This window comes from Stenotrophomonas sp. YJH_SMC_69, from assembly GCF_059370495.1.
In genome coordinates this window covers 1-14,685 of sequence record NZ_JCAFTS010000012.1, presented here as the reverse complement: position 1 = coordinate 14,685, position 14,685 = coordinate 1, and the positions used below count along the sequence as shown (strand labels likewise).

At 65.8% G+C, this 14,685-nt stretch carries 15 protein-coding genes and 1 pseudogene; 4 read left to right on the top strand and 12 right to left on the bottom strand.

Annotated elements, in window-relative coordinates; all coding sequences use genetic code 11:
* Positions 1–68: 68 nt before the first annotated feature.
* From AC5P8F_RS17820 to AC5P8F_RS17795, 6 genes are all read right to left on the bottom strand, one after another.
* A complete protein-coding gene (locus AC5P8F_RS17820) occupies positions 69–455 on the bottom strand; it encodes a diacylglycerol kinase (protein ID WP_014647409.1) in 387 nt (128 codons plus the stop codon).
* A gap of 47 nt (positions 456–502) precedes the next feature.
* Positions 503–1,756 carry a HAMP domain-containing sensor histidine kinase gene (locus AC5P8F_RS17815; RefSeq protein WP_049439413.1) on the bottom strand — a complete coding sequence of 418 codons (1,254 nt, stop codon included), beginning with the start codon at positions 1,754–1,756 and terminating at the stop codon, positions 503–505.
* Positions 1,753–2,427 (bottom strand): response regulator transcription factor, encoded by a 675-nt coding sequence (locus AC5P8F_RS17810; protein WP_014647407.1) that lies wholly within the window; start codon positions 2,425–2,427, stop codon positions 1,753–1,755. Before AC5P8F_RS17810 ends, AC5P8F_RS17815 begins: the two co-directional genes overlap by 4 nt.
* Positions 2,428–2,531: 104 nt before the next feature.
* Positions 2,532–3,062 (bottom strand): Cif family virulence factor, encoded by a 531-nt coding sequence (locus AC5P8F_RS17805; protein ID WP_049439415.1) that lies wholly within the window; start codon positions 3,060–3,062, stop codon positions 2,532–2,534.
* Positions 3,063–3,097: 35 nt separating this feature from the next.
* On the bottom strand, positions 3,098–3,550 hold the full coding sequence (locus AC5P8F_RS17800; protein WP_227864605.1) for a YbbD-related protein: 453 nt from the start codon (positions 3,548–3,550) through the stop codon (positions 3,098–3,100).
* A gap of 32 nt (positions 3,551–3,582) precedes the next feature.
* Entirely contained in the window at positions 3,583–4,122 is a 540-nt protein-coding gene (locus AC5P8F_RS17795; RefSeq protein WP_262225039.1) for a hypothetical protein, read from the bottom strand.
* Positions 4,123–4,354: 232 nt separating this feature from the next.
* On the opposite strand from AC5P8F_RS17795, the gene AC5P8F_RS17790 reads away from it, so the two are divergent.
* Both AC5P8F_RS17790 and AC5P8F_RS17785 read left to right on the top strand, forming a co-directional pair.
* Positions 4,355–4,678: a hypothetical protein gene (locus tag AC5P8F_RS17790; protein ID WP_026347011.1), complete on the top strand. Its 324-nt coding sequence runs from the start codon at positions 4,355–4,357 to the stop codon at positions 4,676–4,678.
* A gap of 17 nt (positions 4,679–4,695) precedes the next feature.
* Positions 4,696–5,010, top strand: coding sequence for a hypothetical protein (locus AC5P8F_RS17785; protein ID WP_049439423.1), 315 nt, complete (start codon positions 4,696–4,698; stop codon positions 5,008–5,010).
* A 50-nt stretch (positions 5,011–5,060) separates the two neighbouring features.
* On the opposite strand, the gene AC5P8F_RS17780 is transcribed toward AC5P8F_RS17785, so the two are convergent.
* The 5 genes from AC5P8F_RS17780 to AC5P8F_RS17760 form a co-directional block, all read right to left on the bottom strand.
* Complete coding sequence (locus tag AC5P8F_RS17780) at positions 5,061–5,408, bottom strand: RcnB family protein (RefSeq protein ID WP_049439424.1); 348 nt, start codon at positions 5,406–5,408, stop codon at positions 5,061–5,063.
* A 133-nt stretch (positions 5,409–5,541) separates the two neighbouring features.
* On the bottom strand, positions 5,542–6,978 hold the full coding sequence (locus tag AC5P8F_RS17775; protein ID WP_346601198.1) for an efflux transporter outer membrane subunit: 1,437 nt from the start codon (positions 6,976–6,978) through the stop codon (positions 5,542–5,544).
* Positions 6,975–7,859 carry an HlyD family secretion protein gene (locus tag AC5P8F_RS17770; RefSeq protein ID WP_046431015.1) on the bottom strand — a complete coding sequence of 295 codons (885 nt, stop codon included), beginning with the start codon at positions 7,857–7,859 and terminating at the stop codon, positions 6,975–6,977. Before AC5P8F_RS17770 ends, AC5P8F_RS17775 begins: the two co-directional genes overlap by 4 nt.
* A gap of 1 nt (position 7,860) precedes the next feature.
* Positions 7,861–8,070, bottom strand: coding sequence for a DUF1656 domain-containing protein (locus AC5P8F_RS17765; protein WP_014647401.1), 210 nt, complete (start codon positions 8,068–8,070; stop codon positions 7,861–7,863).
* A 4-nt stretch (positions 8,071–8,074) separates the two neighbouring features.
* Positions 8,075–9,949, bottom strand: a complete 1,875-nt coding sequence (locus AC5P8F_RS17760) for an FUSC family protein (RefSeq protein ID WP_495228704.1) — start codon at positions 9,947–9,949, stop codon at positions 8,075–8,077.
* Positions 9,950–10,115: 166 nt separating this feature from the next.
* Here AC5P8F_RS17760 and AC5P8F_RS17755 point away from each other — a divergent pair, with 166 nt between their 5' ends.
* Positions 10,116–10,910, top strand: a complete 795-nt coding sequence (locus AC5P8F_RS17755) for an AraC family transcriptional regulator (protein WP_262094003.1) — start codon at positions 10,116–10,118, stop codon at positions 10,908–10,910.
* Between the two features lie 35 nt (positions 10,911–10,945).
* On the opposite strand, the pseudogene AC5P8F_RS17750 reads toward AC5P8F_RS17755, so the two are convergent.
* Positions 10,946–11,074: pseudogene (locus tag AC5P8F_RS17750) on the bottom strand (alpha/beta fold hydrolase); the annotation flags it as partial.
* A gap of 266 nt (positions 11,075–11,340) precedes the next feature.
* Here AC5P8F_RS17750 and AC5P8F_RS17745 point away from each other — a divergent pair.
* On the top strand, positions 11,341–14,685 hold a 3,345-nt coding region (locus AC5P8F_RS17745), incomplete at its 3' end, for an RHS repeat domain-containing protein (RefSeq protein WP_495228664.1).

The following is a 14,685-nucleotide window of genomic DNA, read 5'->3' as shown; positions in this document are numbered from 1 at the left end:
GGTTCCGCGGAACAGGAGTGCGCGCAGTATCGAAACGGCCTTATCAGGAAGTTGTCAGGATTGCCGGGCTAGCCCAGCAGGATCACGCCCCACACCGCACCCACCATCAACAACGCGGTGGTCTGCGCGGCGCTGCCCATGTCCTTGGCGTTCTTGGACAGCGGATGCTTCTCCAGCGAGATGCGATCAACCACGGCTTCAATCGCCGAGTTGAGCAGTTCCACCAGCAGGCTGATGAAGCAGACCGCCAGCACCAGTGCCCGCTCGACCGTGCTGATGTCCAGCACGAACGCAGCCGCCATCAGCAGCGCGTGCAGCAGCAACAACTGGCGGAACGCCGCCTCGCCGCGAAAGGTGGCGATGAAGCCATCGCGCGAATGGATGAGGGTGTGGAAGATGCGGCTCAATCCGGTCTTGCCGTGCGGGTACTTGCCGCTGTCCTTGGGGTGCTGCATGCCGTCTCCAGAGCGGGGGAGCAGCCCGGAGCATGTGCAGCCCGATGTCAGGAATCCGTCAGATGCGGGGGGCGGGGCCAGCGCAGGGTGAACCGGCACCCCTGCCCGGAGGATTGCACGGTCATCGTCCAGCCCAGGTGCTCGACGATGCGCTGCACGATCGACAACCCCAGCCCCTCGCCGCTGTGCGCGCCACCCGGCGCGAAGCGCTGGAACTGCCGTGGGTCGATGCTGGACGGCAGGCCGGGTCCGGTGTCAGCGACGATGAGTGCGGTGTCGTGGAGGGTGATTCGCACCTCGCCGCTTTCGGTGTACTGGCAGGCATTGCGCAGCAGATTCCAGATGATGCTGTGCGCCAGATCCGCGTTGGTGACCAGCACGGCGTCATGCCGGGCATCAAACGCAACGGTCACCGGCTTGCCGGAAAGCCAGGGCTGGCAGCGCTCCATGCAGGATTCGAGCAGCGGACGCAGGGCCACCGCGTTGCGCGGCACGGCGCCGGGGGCACGCGAGAGCAGCAGCAGGCAGGTCAGCTGGCGCTGCATCTCCTGGGTGGTACGCAGGATGCGTGCCGCGCTGGGAACCAGGTGGCTGTCGGCCGGAAGCTGGCAGGCCAGCGTTTCGGCAGCACCGCCGATGATGGCCAAGGGCGTGCGCAGCTCGTGGCTGGCATCGCCGCTGAAGCACTGCTCGCGATGCAGGAACCGTTCGAGCTCGTCGCTATGGCGGGCAAAGGCGCGCGCGAGCACGCCGATCTCGTCGCGTGCGTCCTGGTAGGGAAAGGGCTTGTGGCCGTCCTGCACCGCATCGGCCAATCGTGTGATGGGCGCGATGACGTGGGTAGCGACCTTGCGGCCGATGAGGAAGGCGCCGAACACGCAGACCGAAATGACCAGTGCCGCAAAGGCATTGATCAGGTGTTCCAGATAGCCATAGGGTGCGGCGTCCTGCAGCAGGTAGTAGCGTTGGCCACCACTGTCGAACACACGCAGGTGCCACTCGTTGGGCGCCTCTTCGCCGTGGTAGCCCGGGCCGTATTGGCGCAGCACGACAGGCACGTCCTGGGCATCGAACAGCTGGGTCCCTGGTGGCAGGGCGGGGCGTTGGCCACGATCCAGCGCGGCCTGCAGCCTTTGCACTTCGCCGTGCTGGGTCCGTGCGACGACAGCAGTCCGGACCTGGTCGTAGTCGACCTGTTCGGCCAGTACGATGAAGCCCATGGCACCGGCCATCAACAGCACGAACGAGATCGTGATGCGGGTGCGCAGGCTCAGGCGGCGGTAGAGGGAGGCAGGGCTCACGCCTGCATGCGCCAGCCGACGCTGTGCACCGTGGTGATCAGCGCGGTGTCGAAGCTGCGGTCCACCTGCAGGCGCAGCTCATGGATGTGGGTTCGCAGCGCGCCGCTGTCCGGTGGCTCGTCGCCCCAGACCAGGTATTCCATCTCCTGCTTGCGCACCACGGCGGGAGCTGCACGCACCAGGCACATCAGCAGCTTGTGCGACGTGGGCGTCAGCGCAATGCAGCGGCCTTGCCGCCAGGCCTGTGGCGAGCGCGTGTCCACCTGCAGGTCCTTCCACGCCAGCACGCTCTGGACCTGGCGCCCCTGTGCCCTTCGTACGAGGGCCTTGATCCGTGCATCCAGTTCCACCAGCGAAAACGGTTTGACCAGGTAGTCATCCGCGCCCAGGGCCAGGCCCTGCACACGGTCTTCGACCGGATCGCGCGCGGTCAGCATCAGGATCGGCACCGGGTTCTGGAACTCCTGGCGCAGCTTCTGGCACAGCGTCATGCCGTCCAGGCGCGGCAGCATCAGGTCCAGCAGGATGGCGTCGTAGTCGTGCTGCGTGGCCCGGCGCAGGCCACTGGCGCCGTCGCGCGCGTCGTCCAGCACGTAGCCGAGCGGTTCAAAGAAGGCATACAGGTTGGCAACCAGCTCGGGGTTGTCTTCGATGATCAGCAGGCGGGTCATGGCATGCGTCCTTGCGCGTGGCCGAACTCTGCCCGATCGATGGCCGAATGCCAATGCCCTTGCTGAATGGATCGCGGCCTGGGTTCGGCCCGGTCAAGCGACGTTCAATCGCCCGGGCTGCGTGAATCGCGGATCGAGTAGATCACCGAGAAGATCTTCCAGCCCTGCTCCGTGCGGACCAGCTGCCACATTTCCTTGCCCCAGTTGGTCTTCACCCCATCGTCGTGGAAGCTGTAGTCAAACGAGACCGAGGCCACATCGCCGTCCGTCTCGATCTTCGTGTTGGAGAACTTCTCCTCCTTCGGCTTCGGCGAGGCGACCGCCCCGTCGATCAGCGCGATGAAGTTGTTGGCGGGAATCTGCCGTGCCTTGATCGCATCGGGCTTGGCCTTGCGGATGTCCTGCAGGCGCACATCCTCGGAAACGAACTGCCAGCCGATGTCTTCCGGTTTATCAGAGAAGAACAGGCCCATGTAGGTCGGCTTGTCCTTGTTGATCAGCGAGGTGCGGAACGCTTCGACCACCTGTTCGATCGCCTTGACGTCGGCGGGGGCGTCCTTTGCGGCGTGGGCCGGCAAGCACGCCGGGAGGAAAAAGGCGAGGGCAGCGAAGCGTGCACGTGCGTTGGGCATCATGGGGTCCTGGGGAGGAATAGGGTGGCGCGGGCGCATCACCGCGCGTAGGTTCGCCAGAAGAGCACGTGGTCTTCGGTCCTGTTGATGGCGACGAAGACTGATTTTCCGGATTCGGGCGCGCAGCGAAAGACGTGGTACGACGACTTGAGCGTCCCGTCGCCCGGCCACCAGTATCGATCGAACGCAACAGGATCGCTGCTACTGAATGTCGTTGCCTGGCAATCCGCAGGCAGCTGCAGTGATACCGCAGGGGGTTTGGTGAAGGCCAGCGCGCTGGTGCTCGAGTCGAGGTCATGTACCTCCCGCAGGTCGGTCGCCGCTTGCGGCACCCAGCCGGGAATCCATCCCTTGTTCACCATGTCGGAATCGAGCGCCTCGCGCAGCGTGTCGAACGAACTGTCCATAACCAGGCCGCAGGCGCATAGCACCGTGCAGGCCGCCAATGGAAAGGCAGATCGCAACTTGATCCAGGTGGTGGGTGGAAACATGGTTCCTGCTACCCCGGGGAATACCGTCCGACCTATCGGGTCAGTGCGTCGAACAGGCGATTGCGGTCCGCATCGCTCATCGACCAGCTCTGCCCGAGCGGGGCCATGCGCACGGATTCGGTCTGGCCACAGGCCCGGTACTGCCAGGTTTCCGAGCCATCGGGCTGGGCGGCCACGTCGATGCCGTCCAGGCGCGCGCACTGCAGCCGAGCCAGCACCATCGGTGCAAAGTGCAGCATGTAGTGCTGCACCCGGTCGGCCGGCATTGCCGTGCCGGAAGGCAGCGGGTGGGCCGGGCCGTACTCGGCGAGCAGGCCAACGCAGGTCGCTGCGGCGGACAAGGTATTGCGACCGAAGGCGCGGGAGGCATCCCGCTCCACACTCTTTCCCAGAGTCCTGCCTTCCTTGCTGCTGGCATAGGCCTCGGCGGCCTGCAGTTGCGCGGCGTCGAGTGTCGACAGCCAGTGCTTGCGGCCCTCCTGCAACTGCAGTTCCAGGCCGGGCAGGCTCTTCTGGCAGCGCGCGGTGATCGCCTGTGTCTGCACGAAATCCTGCCCACGATCGCCCGGCATTGCGGTCGCTGTTGCGGCCGCTGTTGCCGCCGCTGGGGCAACAGCCAGGGCCATGCAGGCGATCACCAGATTCCGTCCCATTCCATTGCGCATCCTGCACCCCATGGAGAGTTTGACGGCGCACGCTAGCACGGATGCCGGGCGCTGCAACAGGCCCGCGTGTCGAGGTTTTACGTTGAAGAAGGTCTGCGCGGATGATGCGCGGGCGCGCGGCGCAGGAGGGGATCTGTCAATGAGGACACTGATGTGGGGGCTGGTCGGGCTGTTCGTGGCGTACGTGGCCGGTTGCTCGGCGATCTCGGCGTGGCATTCCCACGCGCTTGCCTCGGTCTCGGTCGGGGCGAGCAGGGCCGAGGTACTGCGGGCGCTGGGGCACCCTGACGTGGTGGAGCACGCCGGTGCTCCCTTTACCCGCTATGCCAGCCGTGGATGCAGTGGTCGCTGTGCGCAGCGATGGTGGTATGAGAACCGGCTGCGCCTGGATACCCAAGCCTGGTCGGTAGAGCTGGATGCTTCCGATCGCGTACTCGCAACGTCGCGCTGGACATCACCGTAGAAGACCGCGACGAGCGCATGCGTATCCATCGACCTTTCATCTTCATCGCAAGCCTGGCCCTGATGGCGTGGTGCGGGCTGATGGGCGTACTGGTGCTCATCCATGGCTTCAACGAGCACGGCCTGCGCTGCGGCAGGCTGTGCTCACTGGAGACCTCCATCCGCCTGCTCTTTGGTGATCGGGGATTCGAAATACTGGTGGCGATGGGGCTATTTGCCACAGCGCTGATGTGCGGGTATATCGCGCTGCGGGAGGGCCTGCATGGCGGGCCGCGGAGGCGGGCGGGGCGCCGTGGGCGCAGACACCGCCGACCGGGGCGGCCCCGGTCGTAAGGTGTCTGCACCGATGTAAATCGCTGCGTGTGCGGACGCTGCAGGTCGCTTCAGCGATGCAGGGCGTCGATGATCAGCCCGGTGGCGATCTCCACCAGCAGGTACTCGTTATCGGACTGGCGCACCCAACGCCGGTCGCGGCCCGGTTCGCGCAGGTCATAGCGCGCGTAATCGTCTACCCAGTAGCGGCGGTCCACTTCGGCCCACGGCAGGCGCTCGCCACGTCGCCAGGCCTTCTTCTGCCAGCCCGGCGGCGGCGCATCGCGGTTATGCGGGCCGCCCGCATGCGGCGGCGGGCCGTTGCCGCGGGCGTGGTGCGGCGGATCGGCGAAGGCGGGGGCCGCAGCCAACGCGGTGGTGGTGGTCAAGGCGATGGCAAGCAAGCGTGTGGTCTTCATGGAGATGCCTCCGTCATGGCCGCAGCATGCGGCGCTGTGGCGGGAATATAGGGCAGTCAGTGTGAATGAATACGGGTGTAGGCGGTACATTCCTGAACAGACGGCGCGGCGTGCAGTCGCTGCCCTGAACGGGTCACCGGGCACCGCCCGCGGCCGAATCCGTTGCGGCCCAGCCTCCGCCCAACGACAGGAAAAGATCCAGCTGGCGGTCGACCCGGTCCGCGCGCGATGCAGCCAATGCGGACTCCGCATCTGCCAGCGCGGCCTGGGCCGAAAGCACATCGAGGAAATCGATCCTGCCGAAACGGTAGAGCTGCTGCGCCTGCCCGGCGGCCCGCGCTGCATCCCCACGCGCCTGCGCCAGGCTGCGCTCGCGTTCAAGCTCCTGCGTGCAGGCAGAAAGCGCGGTCTCGGTCTGCCGCAGAGCCTGCAGCACGACGCCGTCAAAGGACGCGAGAGCGGCATCTGCATTGGCGCCGGCCGCCGCGATGCGGGCCTTGGCTACGCGGCGGTTGGGCCAGTGCCATGAGAGCAGTGGCCCGACGCTCACCCCTAAACCGTCGGCGGAAAGCAGCTGAACTCGCGTGCCTGCCGTACCCAGGGACCCGCCCAAGGTGACCCGCGGATAAAGGTCTGCGGTCTCTACGCCGATCATCGCCGTGGCCGCCGCAAGGCTGCGCTCGGCGGCACGTATGTCGGGGCGCCGCTGGAGCAGCTGCCAGCCATCACCGACCGGCAGCGCCTGCTCCAGCTCAGGGGGCTGGGGGCAGGCTTCGGCCTCCCTGGGATAGTCTGCCGGAACCCTGCCCATCAGTGCGGCCAGCTCGAATAGTGCGGCCTGCCGTTCCGCCAGCAGGTGCGGTATCGCCGCCGCGCTGCGGTTGACCGCGGCACCGGCACGGCTGACATCGAAGTCCGTTCCGCGCCCGCCTGCAGCCAGGCGACGGGTTGCCTCCAGCGTGTCGCGCTGTATCGCCAGCACCTGCCGGGTTGCAGCGAGCGTGTGATTGCGGGTGCACACCTGGAGATAGGCACGGGTGACGGCCGCAGCGACGACCACGCGGACCTGGTCGCGCACCGCAGCAACCGCCTCCGCGTCGGCGTTGGCGGCTTCGATGCCGCGGCGGATGCCACCTGCAAGATCCAGTGGATAGGAGAGGTGAAGGCCCAGCGCGTACGACTGCGGGGCGGCCGACGCCTGGGTGTAGCCACCGGCATGGGTGAGCGTGCCCGATGCATCCACGTCGGCCTGCACGGCACCGCGCGCGCGATACTCCAGCACGGTAGCGCTGGCGCGCCGAAGGTTGGCATCGGCGGCGCGCAGGTCGGTATTGGCCGCCAGTGCTTCGCGTACGTAGGCGTCAAGCTGAGGGTCACCATACAGGTGCCACCATCGATCCGGTGGCGCGTCGTGGCTGAACGATGCGTCCTGGCCTGAGACGAACGCCCGCGCAGCCTGTTGTGAAGCTGCGACGGCGTTCGCAGGCAGGTGATAGTCGGGGCCGGATACGCAGGCCGTCAGGGGCAGCAACAGGGCAAGCAGCCCACCACGTACTGTCCGCACGCTCACTTGCAGGCTCCCGGTGCCGAGGGCGTGATGGTCACACTCGCAGTGCGACCCACGATCAGGCGCGTATCCGGCGGCGCATCATCGATACGGATGCGTACCGGGATGCGCTGTGCCAGCCTCACCCAGGTATAGGTCGGCGCCACGGCCGGCAGCAGGTTGTGCGTGCTTGAGCGCTGATCGTCGGCAATGCCGGCGGCGATGCTGTCAACGTGTCCGCGGACATCGCGGGTGTCGCCCATCAGCCGCGCCACGGCGGCATCGCCCTCGGTGATGCAGCCCAGTTTGGTTTCCTCGAAGTAGCCCTCGATACGCAGGCTGCCGGTGTCGATCAGCGCCAGCGCCTGCGCGCCCGGTTGCAGGTAATCGCCCGCATGCAGGTCCAGGTTGGTGACGATGCCGTCGGTGCTCGCGCGCACCTCGGTGCGTTGCACGTTGAGCTGGGCAACGCGCTGTTCGGCCCGTGCCTGCGCCAGGGCGGCCAGCTCGGTGTCGACCTTGGCCGCATTGCGTTCGCGTGTCTCCGAGGCGACCAGGTTGCCCAGTGCGTTGTCCCGCGTCGATTCGCGGCGGGCCAGCGCCAGCGTCGCGCGTGCGCTGCTGACCGCTGCGTCGGCCTTCTCAAGCGCGGCAGCCAGGCGTGGCTGATCCAGCACCAGCAGCAGTTGTCCGGCGCTGACCCGCTGGTTGTCGTGCACCAGCACCTGGGTGACCAGCCCCCCCATGTCCGACGCAACGCGCACCACATCGGCGCGGACCCGTCCATCCCGCGTCCACGGGCGTGTTTCGTAACGCTTCCAGATGGACAGCGCGGCGACGACAGCAATCGCGAATACAACCAGCGTAGCGCTCCAGCGCCCGATGACAGCAAGCAGGTGTTTCATTTCATTTCTCGAGCAGGGGCGAGAGCCGGATCATCAGCTCCGCCAGGATCACGAACAGGGACAGGCCCACCAGTGGTCGCGCGGCGAACAAGCGGTACAGACCGAGACTGGCGAGCAGGCGCGAGGTCAGCATCGACAGCGCCAGCGCGGCGGCGGCCACGGCGAGCAGGCCGGGGATCAGCACGCCATCAATGGAGAGATCAGAAAACATGAGGTCAGTGCCGAAGGGTGAGAGCAGGCGCCAGCAGGTCGCGGCGCAATCCGCAGAGCAGGTGCGACAGATGCTCACGATCATCCCCGCTGCTGGCCACTGCTGCCTCGCGCATGCGGTCGAGCAGTTCCAGAAGATGGGCGTCGACGCTGCGTGGCGCGTGGGCACGAACCCTGAAATGTGCGGCGACGCGTTCGATCAGCGCCGCATGAAGCACCCGGACCTGCGGGTTTTCCTGGCACTTGTCCAGTGCGCGGAGTTGGTTGGATGCACGTACCGCACGCACGTCCGCAAACAATGCCCGCAGGTCGTCTGCGGCACTGGAACCGCCCCGCAACCGGGGAGCGAGCAGCCCGATTCGATCCAGCATGCGGCTGAGCCAGGCCCGGGCCACGCCACCTTGTCCGGCGGCGTGTCGTGCGATATCCCGACGGATCGAACGCTCCAGCCGTGCGCGGTTGCGGCCCGCATCGGCGGTCTGGAACAGCTGCATGCTGCACAGTGCCACTGTCGTACCCACGAACAACGCTACGCTGTTGTTGAGTGCGCCGACGATGTTGACCGTATTGGTCGCGCCCAGTCCCGCGATGAGCGGAAACGTCAGCACCACGCCCAGGGCAGCCATGATGAAGGGAGGCCGGGCCAGGAACGATCCGCACAGCAGCAGCGCAGGCGCCAGCGCGGCAATCAGGCCGACGACATCGGACAGCGCGGGGAAGATCAGCAGACCGTAGAGCAGGCCGACGGCAACGCCGATCAATGACCCCACCAGATAGCGCATGACAAGCGGCGCAGGCGCTTCGATCGTGCCGAACAGCACGCACGCCGTGCCGATGATGGACACCGCCGTCGCGCCCTCCGACCAGCCGGTAACGATCCACAACACGCAGCTCAGCAGGATGCCGACGAACGCGCCCAGCGCGCTGCGCAGGGCAAGCCGATGATCCCGGTGAAGTACCGCACCCTGCGTATGTCGCGCAAGGCGGGCAGGTACATGCCGGCGCCAATCGGGGCGGGCGGTGTGCAGTTGCGCCTGCAGCACGCGGCAGTCGGCGTGGGCCAGGTCGAGCTCGGCCTGTTGCGCGGCGAGGCCGGTCTGCGTCAGCTCGCGCCAGCCAGGCGAATCCATCGCACTGGCCTGTGATGAGCGCAGCCTTGCGAGGGAATCTTCCACCGCGCTGGAGAGCATCAGTACATCCAGCATCCGGTCATGCAGGGCGCGCAGGATCTGCACCTGGGCCACGCCGTGGGCGCTGTCGAAGGGCAGGTGGATCGACAGCACATGCAGCTCGAGCAGGTCGGCGGCCACTTTCGAGCGGTCCGTCGCCAGCACCGTGTCCGATGCACCGGCGCGCATGTCCCGTGTCCATCGTTCCGCGTCATCCAGCACGGCAGCAACCCGCGCGTGCACGCGTATCGAGACCCGGCGCGGCAGCACCAGCGCGTGTACCAGCGTTGCGGCCAGGATGCCGATGGCGATTTCCTGCACCCGCGTGATGGCGATGGTGAACACCTCTCCGGGCACCATCACCGCAGGAAACCCGATCAGGCTGGTGGTATAGCCGGCCAGCAGGAACGCATAGGCACGTGGCGTGCGGTCGAGCATCGCCAGATACAGGCACAGCGCCATCCAGGTCGCGAGCGCGGCGCTCAGCACCAGGGGTGCATTGGCGAAACGTGGCACCAGCACGACGGTGGCGACGGCTCCGCCCACGGTACCGAGCAGGCGGAACAGGCCGCGGCTGAGTGTTGCCCCGGACAGAGGCTGCGATACCAGATAGACCGTGCCGATCACCCAGAACGGGCGATTCAGGCCGATCCTTAGAGAGACATACAGCCCCAGCGACGCGGCGAGCAGGCATTTGAGCGAGAACAGCACCGCCTCCTGATCGGTCCTGAGGGCAGGGCTTTTCAACCGGGCGAATGCCTGGAACACGTGGGGACGGGCAGGAGTGGGGGAGTGCATGCGGCTCATGCTAGTGATCGGCCGCACCGGCGAATTTCGCTACAATGACAACCAATCGCTAAAACCGGTCAATGTGAGAATGGCTCGCATTTCGCTCCCCGGCTTTGACCTGGACCCTGACGAGACCGATCGCCCGGCGGTTGCCAGCCGCCTGCAGGTGGCCGAGCACGACGCGGAAATTCCGGTGCATGAGCACCGCAAGGGTCAGCTCATTCTTGCGCTGCATGGGGCGGTGACCTGCGAAGTCGCCAATGCGTTGTGGATCGTGCCGCCCCAGTGTGGCGTCTGGATTCCGGGCGGCATGCCGCACAGCAACCGCGCCACCGCCAACGCGCGCCTGTGCTACCTGTTCGTCGAGCCCGGCATCGTCGACCTGCCGGTGCAGTGCGTGACGCTGGCCATCTCGCCGATGCTGCGCGAGATGATCCTGCACCTGGCCGACGCGCCGCTGGACTATCCGCATGGCAGCCACATCGACCGACTGGCGCGGGTGTTGCTGGAGGAGCTGGTACAGATGCCGGCTGAGCATCTGTCGCTGCCGGTCAGCCATCACCCGAAGGTGCGTGCGCTGGCGGCGGCGCTGTCGGCGGATCCGTCAGACCGCAGCACCATCGGCCAGTGGGCCGTGCGCCTGGCCCTGGGCGAGCGTACGTTGACCCGCCTCATCGAACGCGAAACGGGCTTGTCCTTCGGTCGCTGGCGGCAGCAGCTGCACCTGCTCATCGCCATTCGGGAACTTGCCGCGGGCGCACCGGTACAACGCGTTTCCGAGACGCTGGGTTATGAGTCGGTGACGGCCTTCATCACGATGTTCAAGAAAGCGCTTGGCCTTTCCCCGGCGCGGTACTTTGCGGTGCGCCTGCGTGGGCAGTAGCGGGGAACAACGGGCGAAGCCGTTGCCTGAAACGCCTACTTCGAGGTGCCGGAGACCGATTGAATCGCGGCCACCACCGCAGCAGGATCCTCGCGCTGGAGGGCGTGGCCGGTTGCCAGCTAGCGGTGCGAGCCGCGCGTGAATCCTGTGAGGAGCAGGGCGTGTGCTGGTAGTGTTGTGAGCTATGAACACGGACTCCCTGTAGAAGAAGTCATGGGAGCCCGGCGTAGGCCGCTGAATGGCCACGGATGCTTGAATCTGTGACCGGTTACGCGACTCCACACTTGAATGTGCAAGCGTCCTCGACGATAAAGGCGGCATGTGGCACTGCCGCATTCCGGACCAGGGACGATCCGATGCACGACGCGTGGGCTCAGCTCCGCGTTCTCGTTCCCGCCGGCGCTGTGTTCGTCCAGGAAGGAGAACAGGGATGTTGGAACGACTGAAGACCCTCTCGCGTGCCGCGCTGGCGATTGTTGCCCTCGGCTGCTTCGCCCCTGCTGTGGCGCAGGCGCAGGAAAGCAAGATTACCTGGCGCATTTCGCAGCCCGGCGGCAATTCGACGCAGTACAAGACCCAGCAGCAGGCGGTGCAGGCGATCAAGAGCCTTCCCGCACCCAGTCCATTCCCGCCGGAGTTCCAGTTCGGCTGGCAGTCTGTCGACAAGATCAAGTCGAAAGTTGTGGACTTGAACGGCAATACGTCGATCACCTACTGGATGGGGAAGTCGCAGCCCTCCGACCCGGACTGGTCCTACATAGGGCGTGACATATTTCCGACGGAAGAGGCGATGGTTGCCGATTTTCTTGCGGACGAACAAGCCAGCAATCCCGTGTGCCCCGGTGCAGCGGTAACTCCGTCAGGCGAGTGGTTTGCAGCTTCGCCCGATCAGGAAGGTGTCATCGAGTCGCGCTACTACGATCTGACTTCCATGGCTGGCAACAACACGGCTGAATCACCCTGCACGCCATACACCGGAACGGTGGCGGTCGCGCGTACCCGGCGCTTGAACTGCCCGATTCCCCTCACACAGTGGTCCAACAAGCACAACGCCTGCGTCAGCGAAGAATTCGTTGCGACCATCACCTCGAAGTCGCAGAAATGCGACAAGGACGGCGGCAACGGTAGCTGCCCCATGTCCCGCAACGATACAGCGGCGAACATGAGTCCGATTCCCGACAAGGACCCGGCCTCCAACGGCGGTACCTGCGACGGCAATGTCGGCAACCCATGTGATGTCAAAACGGGCGAGAAGTACGAGATCGCGCCGGACTTCGATCTGGGCTGGATCGCGCTGACGCGCTTCTATCACTCCGGCATCTCCACCTCATCCGGTGGCTTCGGTTATGGCTGGACCCATTCGCTGGGCGCCCACCTGGCACTGGACGGCGTTGACAGTGTGGGCATCATTGAAAGCACCGGTTTCCAGCGTGCATTCAAGAAGATCGGCCAAGCCTATGAGGCGGACGACGACAGTGGTGACCGTCTGGTCCAGAACGGCAACTGGACACTGTACTCGGCGGGCTCCATCTCGACCTTCGGCGCGGACGGACGTCTGACCGCCAAGCGCTTCCCGGATGGCACGTCGCTGACCTACATCTACGACGACAACGACCGCCTTGCGGCGGTCACCCACAGCAGTGGCCGCACACTGGAGTTCGTCTATCAGTCCAATGACTATGAGGCGCTGATCAGTTCGGTGCTGGTCGAAGGCATTGCGCTCGCTACCTATACCTACACGCCGCAGAACCAGGTCGCCACGGTGACCTATGCGGGTGGTGGTGTGCGGACATATCACTACGAGAACCAGGACTTCCCCCAGCACCTGACCGGCATAACCGCCGAGGACGGTCGCCGCTACAGCACCTTTACCTACGATTCCATCGGCCGTGTTATCTCCAGTCAGCACGCTGGCGGTGCCGATGGCGTGACGCTCGCCTACAGCCCCAACGGCGGTGCAGTCGTGACTGACGCGCTTGGGCGGCAGACCGACTACACCCTGACACCCGGCGGCGACACCGCTCCGTCGCGCAAGGTAACCGGCCTGACGGATTCGCAGGGAACCGTCAGCCGGACCTACTACGACCAGAGTGTCGACTTCCGTCGGCGCCTGGATACCTACACTGATCGTCGCGGCATCCAGACCAAGCACACCTATGCGCAGGGTACTGATGCGGTGAGCGGCCGTGCCGTCAGCATCCATACCGTGACCGAAGCGGTCGGCTTGCCCGAGCAGCGTGTGGTGACCACGGCGCGCGACGTTGAAACCAATGCGGTACTGACCACCCGGATCGGCAATCGTGAAACCCGAACGTCCTTCAATGGCCGGCGCCAGCCGACAACCAACACGGTGACCGACATCGCGTCCGGTCAGACGCGCATCACCAGCTATACGTACTGCGAAGCCGCTGATGTGGCAGTGGCAGGCAGCTGCCCGGTGGAGGGGCTGCTGAAGAGTGTGGATGGCCCGCGCACGGATGTGGCCGATGCCGTTACCTATGCTTATTACTCGGCAGATGATGCAGGGTGCGCGACCGGAGGTGCCTGCAGCTATCGCAAGGGCGACCTGCGCAGCGTGACCAATGCGCTGGGCCAGACGGCCGAGACTCTGGCCTACGACGCACTCGGAAGGCCGCTGTCGGTCAAGGACGCCAACGGCGTGGTGACTGATTACACCTACCATCCCCGCGGCTGGCCGACCTCGGTCACCGTGCGTGGCGCGACCACTGCCGAGAATCGGGTCACCCAGATCAGCTACTGGCCGTCCGGCCAGGTGCAACAGATCACCGAGCCCGACGGCAGCAGCGTTTCCTATGTCTACGATGCGGCGCTGCGCTTGACCGATATCGAGGACAACACGGGCAACACGATTCACTACACGCTGGACAATGCCGGCAATCGCCTCAAGGAAGACACGCTCGATGCAGGCGGTACCCTGCGCCGCACCCTGGCACGGACGTTCAACACGCTCGGCCAGCTGACCGCACTGAAGGACGCGAGCAATCACGCCACCGGCTTTGCCTACGATGCCAACGGCAACCCGCAGACGGTGACCGACGCACTGCAGCGCGTGACCAGCCAGCAGTACGACCCGTTGAACCGCTTGGCGCAGACCCTGCAGGACGTGGGCGGCGTGGCGGCGGAGATCCGCAGCCAGTACAACGCGCTGGATCAGGTCACCCAGGTCACCGACCCGAAGGGTCTGCACACCACTTATGCCTATAACGGTTTCGGTGATCTGACCGGGCAAGTCAGCCCGGACAGCGGTGCCAGCAGCTTCACCGTGGATGCCGCCGGCAATCGCAAGACGGCCGCCGATGCACGCGGCGTCACCGCCACCTATCACTACGATGGGCTCAACCGCCTGATCGGCATCGCCTATCCGGACCCCAATCTGGACGTGGGCTACAGCTATGACGTGGCGCCGGCCGCCTGTGCCGCCGACGAGCGCTTCGCCAAGGGACGGCTTGGGCAGGTGCTGCATGCCAATGGCAGCACCCAGTACTGCCATGACCGCTTCGGCCAGGTCACCCGCAAGGTACAGACCGTCAACGGCGTTGCCAGCACGCTGCGCTACGCCTATAGCAAGTCGGGCCGCCTGACCGCGTTGACCTACCCCGACGGCAGCGTGGCTGACTACGTGCGCGATACCCAGGGCCGCATCAGCCAGATCGGCCTGACCCGCCCCGGCCAGGCGCGCCAGATCGTGGTGAACAACGTGACCTATGCGGCCTTCGGCCCGGCGACCGGCTGGACCTACGGCAACGGCCGCCAG

Bases quoted from the DNA above. Each gene is read 5' to 3' on its own strand.
- AC5P8F_RS17755 (WP_262094003.1), top strand. From the start codon at position 10,116: ATGGCTCGCATTTCGCTCCCCGGCTTTGACCTGGACCCTGACGAGACC.
- AC5P8F_RS17820 (WP_014647409.1), bottom strand. From the start codon at position 455: ATGCAGCACCCCAAGGACAGCGGCAAGTACCCGCACGGCAAGACCGGA.
- AC5P8F_RS17785 (WP_049439423.1), top strand. From the start codon at position 4,696: ATGCGTATCCATCGACCTTTCATCTTCATCGCAAGCCTGGCCCTGATG.
- AC5P8F_RS17780 (WP_049439424.1), bottom strand. From the start codon at position 5,408: ATGAAGACCACACGCTTGCTTGCCATCGCCTTGACCACCACCACCGCG.
- AC5P8F_RS17800 (WP_227864605.1), bottom strand. From the start codon at position 3,550: ATGTTTCCACCCACCACCTGGATCAAGTTGCGATCTGCCTTTCCATTG.
- AC5P8F_RS17795 (WP_262225039.1), bottom strand. From the start codon at position 4,122: ATGCCGGGCGATCGTGGGCAGGATTTCGTGCAGACACAGGCGATCACC.
- AC5P8F_RS17770 (WP_046431015.1), bottom strand. From the start codon at position 7,859: ATGAAACACCTGCTTGCTGTCATCGGGCGCTGGAGCGCTACGCTGGTT.
- AC5P8F_RS17765 (WP_014647401.1), bottom strand. From the start codon at position 8,070: ATGTTTTCTGATCTCTCCATTGATGGCGTGCTGATCCCCGGCCTGCTC.
- AC5P8F_RS17790 (WP_026347011.1), top strand. From the start codon at position 4,355: ATGAGGACACTGATGTGGGGGCTGGTCGGGCTGTTCGTGGCGTACGTG.
- AC5P8F_RS17805 (WP_049439415.1), bottom strand. From the start codon at position 3,062: ATGATGCCCAACGCACGTGCACGCTTCGCTGCCCTCGCCTTTTTCCTC.
- AC5P8F_RS17810 (WP_014647407.1), bottom strand. From the start codon at position 2,427: ATGACCCGCCTGCTGATCATCGAAGACAACCCCGAGCTGGTTGCCAAC.